Genomic DNA, 15,154 nt, shown 5'->3' with positions numbered 1-15,154 from the left:
CATGACTACAGACGCAAACGCAGCAGAGAAAAGCAGTGACAATCCGAATCTGCTCGACCCCTTCGAGATCCGCGTGCTGGCCGTGCTGGCCGAAAAGGAAGCGCTGACGCCGGACAGCTATCCGCTGTCGCTGAACGCGCTGACTAACGGCTGCAACCAGCTATCGAGCCGCGACCCCGTCATGGCCCTGTCCGAAGAAACCGTCTACGACGTGCTGCAGCGTTTGATGCAGCGCAAATTCGTCAACGGCATCACGCAGGCGGGTGCGCGTGTCGCCAAGTACGAACACCGCATGCGCATCAAGTGGTCGCTGGAACAGGACAAGCTGGCCATCCTGACGATCCTGATGCTGCGCGGCTTGCAGACGGCGGGCGAGATCCGCAGCCGCAGCGGCAGGGTGCATGAATTCAAGTCCGTGGCGGAAGTGGAAGCCGGTCTGCAATTCTTGATCGACAAATACCCGCCGCTGGTGGCCAAGCTGGCCGTCGCTCCCGGCGCCAAGGAGCCGCGCTACGGCCATCTGCTGGGCGGCGAAGAGGCGCTGGCGCAGATCGAGACGGCGGCCGGTTTTGCTGGCGCCGTCAGCGCGCCGCAGCAGGGCAGCAGGGTCGCCCAGCTGGAACAGGAAGTGCTGCAATTGCGCAGCGACTTCGATGGCCTGGCGGCGCAGTTCGAGGCGTTCCGCAAGCAGTTCGAATAGTTTTCAGGGCACGCCTATTGGGCCTGCGGGTCGAAATAGGCGGTCCAGGTCAGGCTGGAAGCGGCAAGACCCTGCGCCTTGCCAAATTGCGCGATGGCCTTGCGCGGCTTTGCCAGTCCCGCCAAGGCCACCCCCAGGTTGTAATGGGTATGGCTGTCCGTCGAGCCCAGCTTGAGCGCTGTTTCCAGTACGTTGACGGCGTCCCTGTACTTGCCCTGGTCGCACAGCACGGCGCCCAGGCAAGTGATCAGGGCCGTGTCTTGCCGGGCCGCTTGCAAGGCGCTGCGCAACACGGCTTCAGCTGCCGCCATGTGCGTGTCCCAGTGCCCGGCATCGCCTTCGGCCAGCTGGATATGCGCCCTGCTTGCGGCGATGGCGTCCATTGCCGCCCTAACCAGGCCAGGCGGCGGAATTGCTTCCGGTTTCATAGTCGACGCTGGCGGTAAAATCCCAGTCATCGGTGTCACGCCCTGTCTTCTCGGACCAGGCCTCGGGAGCGACGCTCAACAGTTCCTCCAGCCACTCGTCCGTTTGATCGGGCATCAGTGTGGGGTTGGCCAGAACGCTGTCGTACGTGGCCTTGCCCGAGCCGACGACGAAACAGCGCGCATACAGGAAACTGTCATCCGACTTCCCTGAATCACCGGCCTGCTCCGCAAACACCTTGCCATCGAGCTGGTACAGTGCCTGCGCCAGGCACTCTTCGAAGCCCTTGATGTCCTTGACCGGCAACTCGGCGAGGGCTTCCGTCAATGGTTCCACCGCGGCATCGGCGTCGCCGTCTTGCAGGGCTTCACGGTCGATTTTCTCTATCAGCTGCCAAAATTTTTCTTCGTTCATTGTTCATTCCAGGTAAATGGTCCATCGATACTGAAAGAGGCCAGGCATGCAATGCCCGTGGCGCGATGCGTCCCGTCTGTGCATCTTGGGCTTGTTTAGAATATCATCTTGCCCGAATGCCAAGCGCACAGTTTCCCCAAGTAACTTTTTGCATGCAATACCGCAAACAATTCGAATAAGCAGCCTTCCCATATGACTTTTTCCTTCCAGTGCCGCTCCTGCGGCGAGACCCACACGGGCATGCCCAGCTTCGGCGCCGATGCGCCGTGGCTGTACGAGCAGATGGCGCCCGCCGAACGCGAAGCACGCTGCCAGCTCGACAGCGACGCCTGCATCGTCGACGAAGCGCACTGCTTCGTGCGCGCCACCATCGACATCCCCGTGCACGGCGCGGATGAGCCGTTCAGCTGGGGCGTGTGGGTGTCGCTGAGCGGCGACAGCTTCGATGCCTGGGACGCCTGCTTCAACGATGCCAAACGGGCGCACATCGGCCCTTTCTTCGGCTGGCTCAGCACGCAGCTTCCCGTGTATCCGGACACCCTGAACCTGAAAACCCGCGTGCACCTGCGCGACGATGGCCTGCGTCCGGCCATCGAGCTGGAACCGACGGATCACCCGCTGGCCGTGGAACAGCGCGACGGCATCACGGCAGAGCGGGTGGCCGAGCTGTATGCGCGACTGATGCATGGCGCGTGACAGGCCCGGCGTTGCAGCCGCTCCCTGTCGGACCGCTCATGTTTCCGGTATCATTCGGCATGAATACTATTTCCTTCCAACCGTTTGTTATTGGTGTCGCTGGCGGAAGCGGCAGTGGCAAGTCCACCGTATCCCAACAAGTGCTGGCGTCGTTCGGCGCCGACATGGTCTCGGTCGTGATGCAGGACGATTACTACTGCGACCAAACCCACCTCTCCCCTGAAGTGCGTCGGCAGCAGAATTACGACCATCCGCAGGCGTTCGAGTGGCCATTGCTGGTGCAGCACATCCAGGCCTTGCGCAATGGCGAATCGATCGAGATGCCCGAGTACGACTTCACGCTGCACAACCGCTCAGACAGGACCATCTTGGTCAAGCCGGCGCCGGTGATCGTCATCGAAGGCCTGTTTGCCCTGTATGACGAAGACTTGCGCGACATGATGTCGCTGAAGATATTTGTCGACACGGCCTCCGACGTGCGCTTCATCCGCCGCATGCAACGCGATATCACGGAACGTGGCCGTTCGGTGGAAAGCGTCATCGAGCAATACCTGGAAACCGTGCGCCCGATGCACAAGCAATTCATCGAACCGACCAAGCGCAATGCCGACGTCATTTTGCCGCATGGCGCCAATGGCCCCGCGGTCGACATGATTACGGCCAAGGTGGCCAGCGTCATCGGTCAATTGAAGCCGGCCGTTTGAAGCCTGCCGGTGACGCAGCCCGCTGCGTCACCGCTCTCCCATCGACTCCGAGAATGTCTTGGTGATCGGTTTCGTCAGGTAGCGCAACACCGTCTTGCGGCCCGTGTTGATTTCCACGGTGGCCGTCATGCCGGGCTGGATCAGGATAGGCTCGCCATTCTTGCCCATCAGGTTGCGCCCGCTGGTCTTGATCTGCACGCGGTAGTACGGCTGCTCGTTGCCCTTGTTGTCTTCGCTTAAGGTGTCCGCGCTGATGTAGCTGACGGTGCCGCGCAGGCGGCCGTAGATGCCGTAGTCATAGGCGTCCAGTTTCACAGCCGTGGGCAGGCCGGGCTTGATGAAGGCGATGTCGGCCGGTTTGACCTTCGCTTCGATGATCAGGTCATCGTCCGTGGGCACGATCTGCAGGATTTCCTCGCCCGGCTTGGCCACGCCGCCCAGTGTGGTGAGGCGCACGTTGCGCACGATGCCGTCGGTGGGCGCGTAAATGTCCGTCGAACCCAGCTGCTCCTTGCGCTGGGTCACGGTCTGCAGCACGCCGGCCAGGTCTTCCTGGGCTTTCACCAGGTCCGTCTGGCTGTCTTGCAGGTACTTGTTGCGCCGGTTGGTGATCTGCGCCTGGATGTCGACCACCTGCCGCCGCAGTTTCAGCACTTCGGCGCGGCTGACGTCTCCCGTTTCCAGCAGCGGCAGATTCATTTCCAGCTCTTCCTTGATCAGTTTCATGGCGCTTTCCAGCGAACTCACTTCCGCCTGCACGGCGCCCTGGCGCTTGCTGAACAGGGCCAGCTGGTTGGCGCGAAATTCCGGAAACGCCTGCAGTTCGGGCGGGAACTTCGGCGCGCCGCCAAACACTTCCGCCTGCAGGCGCGCCACGGCCGCCTTCAGCCCCGCTGCCTTGGCCGTGCTTTCCAGGTAGCTCGTCTCGGCCCGCGTGCGGTCGAAACGAGCCAGCAATTCGCCCTTTTTCACGATGCTGCCTTCATGCACGCGCAACTCGGCCAGCACGCCGCCATCGGCCACCTGGATGATCTGGTTGCGCGAGCTGGCGATCACCTGGCCGTTGGCGCGCGTGACCTGGTCCAGCTCCGCCCACGAAGCCCAGGCGATGACACCCGCCAGCGCCGCCGTGCAGCTCCAGATCAGCACCCGGCCCCGTTTCGCTTCTTCCCTCGTTTCGACCTTGGCCAGTTTCATGCGACGGCTCCTTGCGCTGCCGCAGCCTGGACCACCGGCGCGGGAGCGGAAGCGGGAACGGCTTGCGGTTTGCCCGACAGCTTGGCCAGTACGGCATCGCGCGGGCCGTCCAGCAGCACCCGTCCCGCCTGCAGCACCACCAGGCGGTCGAGCAGGGGCAGGAGGGCGTTCTTGTGCGTGGTGGCGACCATGGTCACGCCTTCGGCTGCCAGTTCGCCCAATAGCCCGACGATGCGCGCTTCCGTCTTTGCATCCATGGCGCCCGTCGGCTCGTCGAGCAGCCAGATGCGCGGCTTGGCCAGCAGCAGGCGCGTGACGGCGATCAACTGGCGCTGGCCGCCCGACACGCCCCGTCCGCCTTCGGTGATGCCCAGCGCCAGTCCCCGTGGCTGGCCCAGTATCAGCTCGATCAAGCCCGTGCGTTTGGCGGCGGCCAGGATGGCTTCCTCGCCCGGGTCGGCCAGTCCCAATAACAGGTTGTCGCGCAGGGTGCCGCTGAACAGCCGCGTTTCCTGCGGCAGGTAGCCGACCATTTCGCGTACCACGGCCGGCGCCAGCAGGGCCATGTCGACGTCGCCCAGGTAGGCTTTCCCCTCGGCCGGCAGGTACAGACCCGAGGCCAGTTTCAGCAGGGTGCTCTTGCCCGAGCCGATGGCGCCCACCAGGCCGACGCGCTCGCCGGGGCGGATGGCGAGGTTTTCCACTTCCAGCGCCACCTTTTGCGCGCCGCCATATGTAAAGCGGATGCGTTCGAAGCGCAAGCCCGTGTCGAGGCTGCGCGGCGTCAGCGCGAACTGCGCGTTGTCCGCTTCGTTGGGCAGGCTGATGACCTGTTCCAGGCCGTCGATCGAAGCGCGCGCATGCGCCCATTGCACCATCACGGCGGGCAGCTGCACGATGGGCATCAGGGCGCGGTTGCTGATGATGGTGCAGGCCATCAGGGCGCCCATGGTCATCTGGTTTTCGGCCACGAACCAGGCGCCCATGGAGATCAGCGCTACATTGGTCAGTTGCTGGAAGGCGGCCGTGATGTTTTGCGACAGGGCCGCATAGTCGCGGATATTCTGCTCCGCGTGGCTGCTCTCGGCCACCAGTTCGGCCCAGCGCGCCTGCATCATCCATTCGGCGCTGCTGCCCTTGAGCGTTTCGACGCCGTCGACGGCTTCCACCAGCAAGCCGGCCTTGCGGTTGCTGGCGTTGAGGTTCTTGCGCGTATGGCTTTCGATGGCGCGCTGGAACATCAGCCCGCACGCGAGGGCCAGCGGCAGGGCCACCAGCGGCACCACCACCAGCCAGCCGCCGATGATGGTGATCATGGCGAGAAAAATCACGGCGAAGGGCACGTCCGTCAGCACGAACAGCGATGTCGACGTGAGCACGCCGCGCACCATCTCAAAGCCTTTCACCTGCGCCGCCAGGGTACCGACGGACGCGGGGCGCGCCTCCATGCGGATGCCCAGCATGCGCTGGAAAAACCACTCGGACAGTTCATGGTCGACGTCATTGCACGAGTGGTCGACGATGCGGCTGCGCACCTGCTTGAGGATGAATTCCAGGCCGATCGACAGGGCCACGCCCACCACCAGTACCCACAGGGTGCTGAAGCTCTGGTTCGGGATCACGCGGTCGTACACCTGCATGGAAAACAGCGAGGTGGCCATGGTGAGCAGGGTCACCAGCGCCGTGGCCAGCACGGCGTCGACAAACACGCTTTTCTTCAGCCACAGGGCGTTGCGCACCAGGGCCAGGGCGCCGGGGCGGGCGCCGCTTTTTTCGCTGCGGCGCGGCAGCCCCACGCAAGCCAGGCCGGCCAGCGAGGCCAGTTGCAAGGCGCGCCCGTCGATGCCTTCGCCGCGCCAGGCGCCGTCGGCGCCGCGCGACTGCAGCAAGCCCCAGCCCGTGCTGGCGCTGTAGACGGCGAACGGCAGCTCGCCCGGCGTCGGCTCGTGCAGCGCGCACGCCGCGCCTTCCAGCCCGGCCACCTGCCAGATGGTGGTCAACACAACGCCGGGGGCGCCGTTGTCGTCGACGTCATCGAGCTGGCGCTGCAGGTCGGCCAGGCGGGCGGCGGGTACGTGCTGTCCCGTCAGGCGGGCGGCCCGCTCGATGAGTGTCAGCAAGCCATGTTTGATGGAGGTATCCACGCTGTCTCCTGTTCGTGTTCTGTGGGGTCAATTGGCGCGCACCGACGCGGCTGGCGCCGTGCGCCCGGCCAGGGTGCCCGTTTGCGCGGCCAGGCGCAGGCTGGCGGCGATCGCCTGCGCGCGCGTGTCTTCCAGCGAAAACTGCGCCTGGGTCGCTTCGCGCACGGCGTTGAGCACGTCGTTCCAGCTCTTGCGGCCGATCACGTACTGGCGCGCATACGATTCGAATACCTGCGTCGAGGTGGTGCTGGCCTCGCCCGCGTTGCCCAGGCGCTGGCGGCTCGCCTCGGCCTCGTTCCAGTCCAGCGTGAAACGCTCGCGCACCTCGCGTTCGGCCACGTCGTGCGCGGCGCGCGCGCCTTCGCGGCGGGCCACGGCCGCATCCACGCCCGCCTTGGCCGACAGGCCGGCGCCCGGCTGCGCCTGCAGCACCAGCATGGCGCGCGTGCGGTTGTCGGCATTGATGCCGCCCGTCGGCTTTTCCATGCGCAGCACGACTTTCGGCATGTAGGCCGAGCGCTGCATGGTGATTTCGGAATCGGCTGCCTGCGCCTCGAAATCGAGGCGGTGCAGGGTGGGGGAATAGTCGATGGCCTGGCGCATGACCCGCTCCAGGCTGGCGTCGGGCAGCGGTTCGCCCACGCCGATGCCGGTGGTGCTGACGAGGCGCACGGGCTTGCCCGCCAGCTGCGACAGCTGCGCCAGCGCGTTTTCCAGCGCCTGGCGCGCATTCGACACGTCGTTGGCCGCCTGGTAGGCGCGCGACTCGGCCAGGCGCTGGTCCGTCTGCGAGCTGACCGACTGCACCACGCGGCGCTTGATCATGTCCAGCAGGCGCTGGTGCTCGGCCAGCCCCGCCTCGGCTGAACGCACGCGCGCCGTCTGGCGCAACGCCTCGGTATAGGCGGCGATCACGCGCAGGGACAGGGTCAGGCGTTCTTCCTCGATGGCGGCGCCGGCCGCGTCGACCCGGCTGCTGGCGGCATCGATGCCGGCGTCGATGCGCCCGCCGCTCCACAGCGGTTGCTCGATGCGCACCACGCCGCCCGTTTCCTGCGAACCGGTGGGGACTTCCGCCGACAGGCTGGGAAAGCGCTGCCATTGCGCGCCATCGAGGTCGGCCCGCGCGGCTGCCTGCGCCGAGCGCCTGCCCTGCACGGCGGGATGGCTTTGCAGCGCCTGCTGCAAGACCTGGTCGAAGTTCCAGGCGGTGGCGCCCTGGGCGCCGGCGAAAGGGGTGACGCTGGCCATGGCGACGGCTGCCAGTACAGCCGCGATGCAGGGCAGGATGCCGGGCCAGGGGCGCCGGCGGCAGGGTAGTGCTGGCAAACTGCGTAATCTCATCCCGTGTTTTTCCGGCCTTGCGGCCTGCAGGGTTGCAACGAGGATCACCAGGACCGCAGGAGCGCGGCGCGACTGCGTACGCGCCCCTGCGGCCGTTGTGGCTACGTTTCCATGAGCATGGCCTCAGACATGGAAGTTCGCCGCCGTCAGCTGCGTGATGTTCACGCCGCTCAGCAGCACCAGCGCCGTGTCGATGGCGTTGGCGTTGCTCAGGTCACTCGAGTGATAGACCGTGACGGCGCCGCTGTTTTGCGCATCGGCGATGACGATGTAGCCCTGGCCCGACAGGACGCTGTTGTCGGCCGCAATGGCGCCGGCGGCATCGTGGATCGACACGGCCGTGCTGTCGAAGATGAACAGGTTGTCGTTGCCAAAGTCCGTGCTCAGGTTGACGCCCACCGCCACCGCTGCCGTCAGGTGGGCGATGGCCGACATGTCGATCACGTCGCCGCCGGCGGCTGGCAGGCCGGTGCTGAAGTCGCTCACCGTCAGCGGGTTGTGCAGGGCGTTCTGGCTCAGCACGAACAGCTGGCTCGCATCCGTCAGGTCGGCGTGGGCCTGGGCTGCCGCTGCCGCTGCGGCTGCGGCATTTGCCGACACCGTCAGCGAGTTTGCGTCCGTCAGGTCCGCCTGCGCCTGCGCCTGCAGGGCCGCTGCCGCTGCCGCATCCGCTGCCAGGTGCAGGGCGGCGGCATCCGTCAGGTTGGCCGTCTGCGCCGCGGCCAGGGCGGCTGCCGCAGCCGCATCGGCGGCTTGGGTGAGCGCCACGGCATCGGTCTGGTCGGCCAGCGCTTGCACGGCGGCGGCGTGGGCGGCATCCGCCGCCGATATCACTCCCAGGGCGTTGGCGTCCGTTTGCGCGGCCAGGGCGTTCGCTTGCACCAGGGCCGCATCGGCTGCCTGCGCGTTGGCGTTGGCCTGGGCCGCCGCCGCATCGTCCGCGTAGGCCGCGTTGGCATTGGCATGTGCCTGGGCCGCTGCTGCCGCTGCGTTGGCGGCGGCGGCATCGTCCGCTTGCGCCGCCTGGAAGGCCAGCAGCGAGGCGGCTGCCTGGGCCTGGGCCAGCGGCGCGGCCGCATCGGCGGCATGGGCGGCCAGCGCGGCTGCGGCCGCATTGTTCGCGTTGACGGTGGCCGCTGCCGCTGCCGCATCGTCGGCCTGTGCCTGTTGCGTGATGGCCAGCGAAATGGCGGCCTGGGCGGCGGCCGCCGCCGCGGCGTCATCGTCGTTCTGCGCCGCGGTGGCGGCGGCCAGAGCGGTGGCTGCCGTTGCCGCCGTGCTGACGGCGAGGGCATCGGCGGCGATGGCTGCCGTGTGCGCGGCGGTGGCGGCGGCGGCATTTGCCGCAGCCTGGTTGGCGGCCGTGTCGTCGGCTTGTGCTGCCTGGGCGGCGAGCAGTGCCGATGCTGCCGCCGCGGCGCTGGCGGCGGCGGCGACATCGGCGGCTGCTGCTGCCGTCGCTGCCGCTTGTGCGAGGGAGGCGGCGGCTGCGGCGTCCGCTGCGGCCTGGTCGTCGGCGACGGCGGCGTTGTGCGCTGCCTGGGCGTTGGCGGCGTTGGCCGCGGCCAGGGCGGCTGCCGCATCGTCGGCCTGGGCTGCCTGCGTGGCTGCCAGGGTAATGGCGGCCGCGACGGCCGCTGCCGCGGCGGCGGCATCGGCGTCGTGCGCGTTTTGCGCCGCCAGCTGGGCAGCGGCTGCCGCGGCGGCGGTGGCGGCGACGTTGGCGTCGGCGGCGAGGGCCGCGTTCAGCGCCAGCTGCGCATTCGCGGCGGCCGTGGCGGCCGCTGCCGCCGTGGCGTCGTCCGCCTGGGCATTGAGCGTGGCGGCCAGCGAGATGGCTGCCTGTGCCGCCGCCGTTGCTGCGGCTGCATCGGCGTTCTGCGCTGCGACGGCCGCCGCATGCGCGGCTGCCGCATTGTTGGCAGCCGTGACGGCCGCCGCATCGTCGGCCTGGGCTGACGCCAGCGCCGCATGGGCGGCTGCCGCATTCGCGTCGGCCTGGGCTGCCGAATCGGACGCATTTTGCGCGGAAATGAGCAGGTTCAGCTTGAGCGTCTTGTCATTGTCGGCGTCCAGAGCATTGGTATCGGCCGTTACCGCCGCGTTCAGGTTGGCGATGGCCGCGTTGAGCGCCGCATGGGCATTGAGGGCGGCCGTGTCGGCCAGTTGCGCCGCCAGCGTGGCGGCTGCCGACAGGGCTGCCGTGTGCGCGGCACTGGCGGCCGCATCGTCGGCGGCCAGCGCGGCGCTGGCCGCGGCCAGTGCATTGTTGGCCGCCGTGGCGAGGGCTGCCAGGCCGGCGTCGGCCTGCAGCGCGGCGTCGGCAATGATCTGCGCAGCCGCGGCGGCGGCTGCCGTGCTTGCCGCCGTGGCGTCGGCACCCACGGCGGCATTGGTGGCTGCGAGCGAGTTGCTGGCAGCCAGGATTGCCGCATTGAGCGCCGTCGTGGCCGCATTCAGGGCCGCTTGCGCATTGTTGGCCGCCGTGGCCGCTGCTGCGGCGACGTTGTCGTCGTTCAGGGCCTGGTTCAGGGCGGCCAGCGCGGCGGCTGCCGCCGCCGCCGTCGTGCCGACGGCCAGGTCGGCCGCCTGCGCGGCTTGCGTGGCGGCCAGCGAGATGGCCGCCGTGAGGGCGGCTGCCGCTGCTGCGGCATCGTCCGCCTGCGCATGCTGCGTGGCGGCGGCCGAGATGGCGGCGACGGCGGCGGCAGCGGCGGCAGCCGTATCGGCGGCGGTAGCGGCCGCAGCGGCTGCCGTGGCGTTGGTGGAGTTGAGGACGGCGGCTGCGGCGGCCGCATCGTCGGCCAGCGCCTGGTTCAGCGCGGCCAATGCATTGGCTGCGATGGTGGCGGCGCTGGCGGCCGCATTGTCGGCCAGCTGGGCCGCTTGCGCGGCCGCTTGCGAGGCATTGGCGACGGTAGCGGCCGTGGCGGCGGCCAGATCGTCGGCGACGGCGGCGGCCGTGGCTGCATTGGCCGTGACGGCAGCCGCTGCGGTAGCTGCCGCATTCGCGTCGGCGGCCAGGGCCGCATTCAAGGCGGCCAGGGCATTGGCTGCCGTCGCTGCCGTCGCGGCGGCGGCGGCATCGGCCGCTTGCGCTGCCTGTGCCGCTGCCAGCGAGGTGGCGGCCACGCCAGCGGCGGTCGCCGCGAGAGTGTCGTCCAGCTGCGCCGCCGTGGCGGCAGCCTGCGAGGTCAGGGCCAGCGTGGCGGCGGCGGTGGCGGCATTGTCGGCGGCAATCGCATTGTTCAGCGCGACCAGCGAGGCGGCAGCCGTGGCGGCCGTCGAGGCGGCAGCCGCATCGTCGGCTTGCGCCGCCAGCGCCGCCGTGTGCGACAGGCCGGCCGTGGTGGCGGCCACGGTGGCGGCCAGCGCGGCCACCAGGTCGAGTGGATGGGCGGCCGAATAGGCGGCAGCCGCAGCGGCGCTCGCGGCATCGTTGTTGGCGATGGTGGTCAGCGCGGCCGCGTCCGTCAGCGCCGCCTTGGTGGCGGCCACGGTGGCGGCCGTGACGTCGAGCGTATGCTGGGTGCCCAGCACGACGGCGTCGGTCAGGCCGGCGACGGTGGCGGCGGTGGCGGCGGCCGTGGCATTCACGGTCGCCACCAGGCCCAGGGCGACGGCGTCCGTCAGGTTGGCCGTTGTTTGCGCGGCGGTGGCGGCGGCCGCATCGACGGTGGCCGTCAGTCCCAGGGCCACGGCATCGGTCAGCGCGGCGGTGGCGGCAGCCGTGTTGGCGGCAGCCGTGGCGGCCGCCGAGACGGTGCCCAGGGCAACGGCGTCCGTCAGGTTGGCTGTCGTGGCGGCCAGGCTGGCGGCCGTGTTGGCGGCCGTCGAGACGAGGCCCAGCGCCACGGCATCGGTGAGGTTGGCCGTCGTTTGCGCCGTGGCGGCGAGCGCCGCATCGGCCGTGGCGACGAGGCCCAGGGCCGTGGCGTCCGTCAACGAGGCGGTGGCGGCGGCCGTATTGGCGGCCGTGGTGGCGGCGGCCGAGAGCGTGCCCAGTGCCACCGCATCGGTCAGGTTGGCAACATTCGTCGCCGTATTGGCGGCGGCGGCCGCCGCGGCGGCGGCCAGGCCCAGGGCGGCAGCGTCCGTCAAGTTGGCCGTTGTCAGCAGGGTGGCGGCCAAGGTGGCATCGGCGGTCGAGATCACGCCCAGCGCCGTGGCATCCGTCAGCGCCGCCAGGCTGGCGGCCGAGGCGGCAGCCAGGCCATCGGCGTTGGAAATGAGGCTCAGCGCGATGGCGTCCGTCTGGCCCGCCGTCGTGACGGCTGCGGCGGCGGCGGCATCGGCGGTCGACGACGCCACGGCCAGGGCCGCGGCATCGGTCTGGCCGGCCACGAGCTGTGCCGCGGTCAGGGCGTTTTGCGCCAGCGTATTGGCGGCCGTCAGTGTGCTGACGGCGGCCTGGGCGGCAAGTTCGGCGGCGGCATCGGCGGTGGAGACAAGGCCCAGCGCACCGGCATCGGTCAGCGCGGCGGTGGCCGCTGCTGCCGTGGCGGCAGCTTGCGCCGCCGCCGCGGCGCTGACGGCCGAGATGTCGATCCCGCCAAGCAGGGCAGCCGTTTCCGCCGCCGTAACGGCCGCGGCGGCGGTGTTGGCGAGCGCCACGGCGTCGGTCAGGTTGGCAGTGGTCAGCGCAGTCGCGGCCGCCAGCGCATCGGCGGCGGAGATGCCGGCGAGGAAGAGGGCATCCGTCAGGTTGGCAGTGATGTCGGCATTGTCGGAATCGAGCTGCAAGGCGTTGACGGTGGCCGTCAGGTCGACGACGCTGGTCTGCCCGGCCGTGACGTTGGCGGCCAGGGCGGCGAGGTTGGCCAGGTTGAAGGCATTCAGGGCGACGTTGACGTCCAGCAGGCTCGCTTGCGAATGGGCGGCCGCCGCATCCGCATCGGCCTGGTCGGCAGCTTGCTGCAGAGCAACTACATCGGTCTGATCGGCCACGGCCTGGGCATTCGCGGCATCGCTGGCCGCCGCCGCGTCGGCAGCGGCCAGGGCGGCAGCGTCCGTCTGGTCGGCGGTGGTTTGCGCTGCCAGCGCGGCGGCGGCGTCATTGTCGGAGACGATTTGCAGCGCGGCCGCATCGGTCAGCGCCGCTTGCGCGGCGGCGGCGGTCGAGGTGTTGGCGGCGGCATCGGCCGTGATCTGCAAGGCGGCTGCGTCGCTCAGGTTGGCTGTCACCACGGCGTTGGCGGCGGCAGTGGCGGCAGCGGCGGCAGCGATGTCGAGCGCGGCGGCATCCGTGTTGCCGGCCAGGGTGGCTGCTGTCGCCGCTGCGGCGGCGTCGGCGCTGGAAATCAGGGCCAGCGCTGCCGCGTCGGTCAGGTCGGCCTGCGCCTGCGCCGCATCCGACGCCAGGGTGGCGGCATCGGCGATCAGCCCCAGGGTGGGCGCGTCCGTCATGTTCGCTTGTGTCTGCGCATTTGCGGCGTTCGTGGCCGCCGCATCGGCGGCGGCCTGCAGGGCCACGGCATCGGTGGCGTTGGCGATCGAGGCATCCCAGGCGGCTGCGCCGGCGGCGGCGTCCGCTGCCATGGTCAGCGTCACGGCGTCGGTGAGTCCTGCTTGCGTGCTGGCCGCGGCGGCGGCACTCACTGCAGCCGTGGCGGCGATGCCCAGTGCCGCGGCGTCGCTGGCATTGGCGTTGGCGGCCGCATTCGCTGCCGCGGTAGCGGCCGCATTCGAGGCGGCGGTCAGGGCGACGGCATCGGTGGCGGCGGCCACGCTGGCGGCCGCGGCGGCGGTGGCCGCATCGGCATCGGAGATGACTGTCAGGGCGGCGGCGTCCGTCAGGCTGGCCTGTATGCCGGCCGTGACGGCGGCGTTGGCGGCGGCCGTTGCCGCCAGATCCAGCGCGGCGGCGTCCGTGGCATTGGCCAGCGCCGTGGCGGCGGCAGCGGCGGCGGCATCATTGGCCGAGATGACGCCCAGCGCCGCCGCATCGGTTAGCGCCGCCTGGGTGTTGGCGGCGGCGGAGACGACATCGGCCGCATCGGCGATGACTTGCAATGCGGGGGCGTTGGTCTGGTCCGCTTGCGTTTGTGCCGCATCGGCAGCGGCGTGCGCGGCGGCGGCGTTGGCGGCGGCCGTGACGGCAGCCGCATCGGCATTTTGTGCCGACGTGGTGGCGGCCAGCGAAATGGCGGCGGTCGCGGCAGCGGCAGCGGCCGCGTTGTCGTCGGTCGTGGCAGCCGTGGCAGCGGCTTGCGCACCGGGCACGGCGGCTGCCGTGCTGGCGGCCAGCACATCGTCGCTGGTGGCGTTATTGGCTGCGAGCAAGGCTGCCGCCGCTGCAGCTGCCGCGGCGGCAGCCTGCTGGTCGGCGAGCGTGGCCGCATTCGCCGCTGCCAGCGCAGCTGCTGCCGTGGCGGCGGCGGCTGCTGCGGCGGCATCATCGGCCAGGGCACTGTTGGCCGCCGCGACCGCTGCTGCTGCGGCCAGCACGGCCGCGTCGGTAATCGTCGTGGTCGTGGATTGATTTCCCGTGCTACCGCCGGTCGAGCCGCCCGTGCCGCCAGTTCCTCCCGTTCCGCCCGTGCCACCGGTTCCTCCCGTGCCCGTGCCGCCAGTGCCGGTCCCGCCCGTACCCGTGCCACCCGTGCCTGTGCCTCCGGTCCCCGTGCCACCGGTCCCAGTCCCACCGGTGCCGGAACCGCCAGCCGCGGCACCGCCTCCGCCGCCACCGCCTGCTGCGGCGGCTACCAGGCCAAGGCCGCCGAGCGCGCCCAGCACGCCAAGTCCGCCCAGGCCGCCTGCAGCACCGGCGCCTGCGCCCGCTCCAGCTGATGCTCCTGCGACATCCACGACGCTGCCGCTGGGGATGCCGGCGGCGCCTGCGCCGGCGCCTGCCGCGCCCGCCGCACCGCCGTTGTTGTCGCCTTGCGACGTGCCGGGATCGGCACTGCCGTTGCCGGCCTGGCCTGCAGCCGCGCCGCCACCACCGGCCGCCAAGGCGGCTGCAGCCACTGCCGCGGCCGTGCCCAGGGCAGCGGCATTGCCGCTATCGGCGCTTCCCGTGACTTCCACGACATTTTCAGGCGGCATGGTCGCGCTGGCATCGGCCCCTTTTATCAGTTCGTCTTCGTCATACTGCTTGCGGTCGCCGTTTTTCGGATTGAGCGCTTTTTTAGCGGGCGTCGCGATCTTGGCGCCAGCGCCTTCGGCATTGACGGGAACTTGTGCTGGATTTTGGGTGGTGGCCATTTGAAAATCTCCGGAAGAAGGTTATATGTTCGTTTAATTTTTTAAGATATTAAAAAATCAATAATGTGGTTCGTTTCCTTGCTTACTCCGGCGTGGCTTGGGCCGTGGTTGAAATTGGGTATTGCCGATGCAGATGGTGAAAGTAAAACATAACTGGGGAAAAAACGCTGGCGTAATGGAACGCCGGCCCTGAAATATTTAAAATGCCATTTTTGCATTTGTTTTGCATGGCGTTATTTTCTTGCATCCTGTTTTTGCGATAACTGGCTTGCCATCCGATGCACCTTGAAAGATAGCGGTATTTACATACAGGCCGCACCAGC

Annotated in this window: 9 protein-coding genes; 3 read left to right on the top strand and 6 right to left on the bottom strand. The window is 69.0% G+C overall.

Annotation, left to right across the window (positions count from 1 at the left end; genetic code table 11):
- Position 1: 1 nt before the first annotated feature.
- The gene (locus tag O3298_RS17750; protein WP_070260269.1) at positions 2–700 is read left to right on the top strand and encodes a YceH family protein; all 699 of its coding nucleotides are present in this window, start codon (positions 2–4) and stop codon (positions 698–700) included.
- A gap of 14 nt (positions 701–714) precedes the next feature.
- On the opposite strand, the gene O3298_RS17745 is transcribed toward O3298_RS17750, so the two are convergent.
- Entirely contained in the window at positions 715–1,083 is a 369-nt protein-coding gene (locus O3298_RS17745) for a tetratricopeptide repeat protein (protein ID WP_305060140.1), read from the bottom strand.
- A gap of 7 nt (positions 1,084–1,090) precedes the next feature.
- Positions 1,091–1,540, bottom strand: coding sequence for a DUF4240 domain-containing protein (locus O3298_RS17740; RefSeq protein ID WP_305060139.1), 450 nt, complete (start codon positions 1,538–1,540; stop codon positions 1,091–1,093).
- 192 nt (positions 1,541–1,732) lie between these two features.
- Between O3298_RS17740 and O3298_RS17735 the strand changes: the two genes are divergently transcribed.
- Together O3298_RS17735 and udk are read left to right on the top strand one after the other, a co-directional pair.
- Positions 1,733–2,236 (top strand): DUF2199 domain-containing protein, encoded by a 504-nt coding sequence (locus tag O3298_RS17735; protein WP_305060138.1) that lies wholly within the window; start codon positions 1,733–1,735, stop codon positions 2,234–2,236.
- Between the two features lie 59 nt (positions 2,237–2,295).
- Complete coding sequence (udk, locus tag O3298_RS17730; protein WP_289906644.1) at positions 2,296–2,940, top strand: uridine kinase; 645 nt, start codon at positions 2,296–2,298, stop codon at positions 2,938–2,940.
- A 27-nt stretch (positions 2,941–2,967) separates the two neighbouring features.
- Here udk and O3298_RS17725 read toward each other — a convergent pair whose 3' ends face one another.
- From O3298_RS17725 to O3298_RS17710, 4 genes are all read right to left on the bottom strand, one after another.
- Positions 2,968–4,137 carry an HlyD family type I secretion periplasmic adaptor subunit gene (locus O3298_RS17725; RefSeq protein ID WP_099664688.1) on the bottom strand — a complete coding sequence of 390 codons (1,170 nt, stop codon included), beginning with the start codon at positions 4,135–4,137 and terminating at the stop codon, positions 2,968–2,970.
- Positions 4,134–6,281, bottom strand: a complete 2,148-nt coding sequence (locus O3298_RS17720) for an ATP-binding cassette domain-containing protein (protein ID WP_305060137.1) — start codon at positions 6,279–6,281, stop codon at positions 4,134–4,136. The genes O3298_RS17725 and O3298_RS17720 overlap by 4 nt, the downstream gene beginning before the upstream one ends.
- A gap of 27 nt (positions 6,282–6,308) precedes the next feature.
- The gene (locus tag O3298_RS17715) at positions 6,309–7,532 is read right to left on the bottom strand and encodes a TolC family protein (protein ID WP_289911781.1); all 1,224 of its coding nucleotides are present in this window, start codon (positions 7,530–7,532) and stop codon (positions 6,309–6,311) included.
- A 216-nt stretch (positions 7,533–7,748) separates the two neighbouring features.
- Complete coding sequence (locus tag O3298_RS17710) at positions 7,749–14,831, bottom strand: hypothetical protein (RefSeq protein ID WP_305060136.1); 7,083 nt, start codon at positions 14,829–14,831, stop codon at positions 7,749–7,751.
- Positions 14,832–15,154 lie beyond the last annotated feature (323 nt).

Origin of the sequence: Janthinobacterium sp. SUN137 (assembly GCF_030587265.1) — a bacterium.
GTDB lineage: Bacteria > Pseudomonadota > Gammaproteobacteria > Burkholderiales > Burkholderiaceae_D > Janthinobacterium > Janthinobacterium kumbetense.
This window is presented reverse-complemented; position numbering and strand designations above follow the sequence as displayed.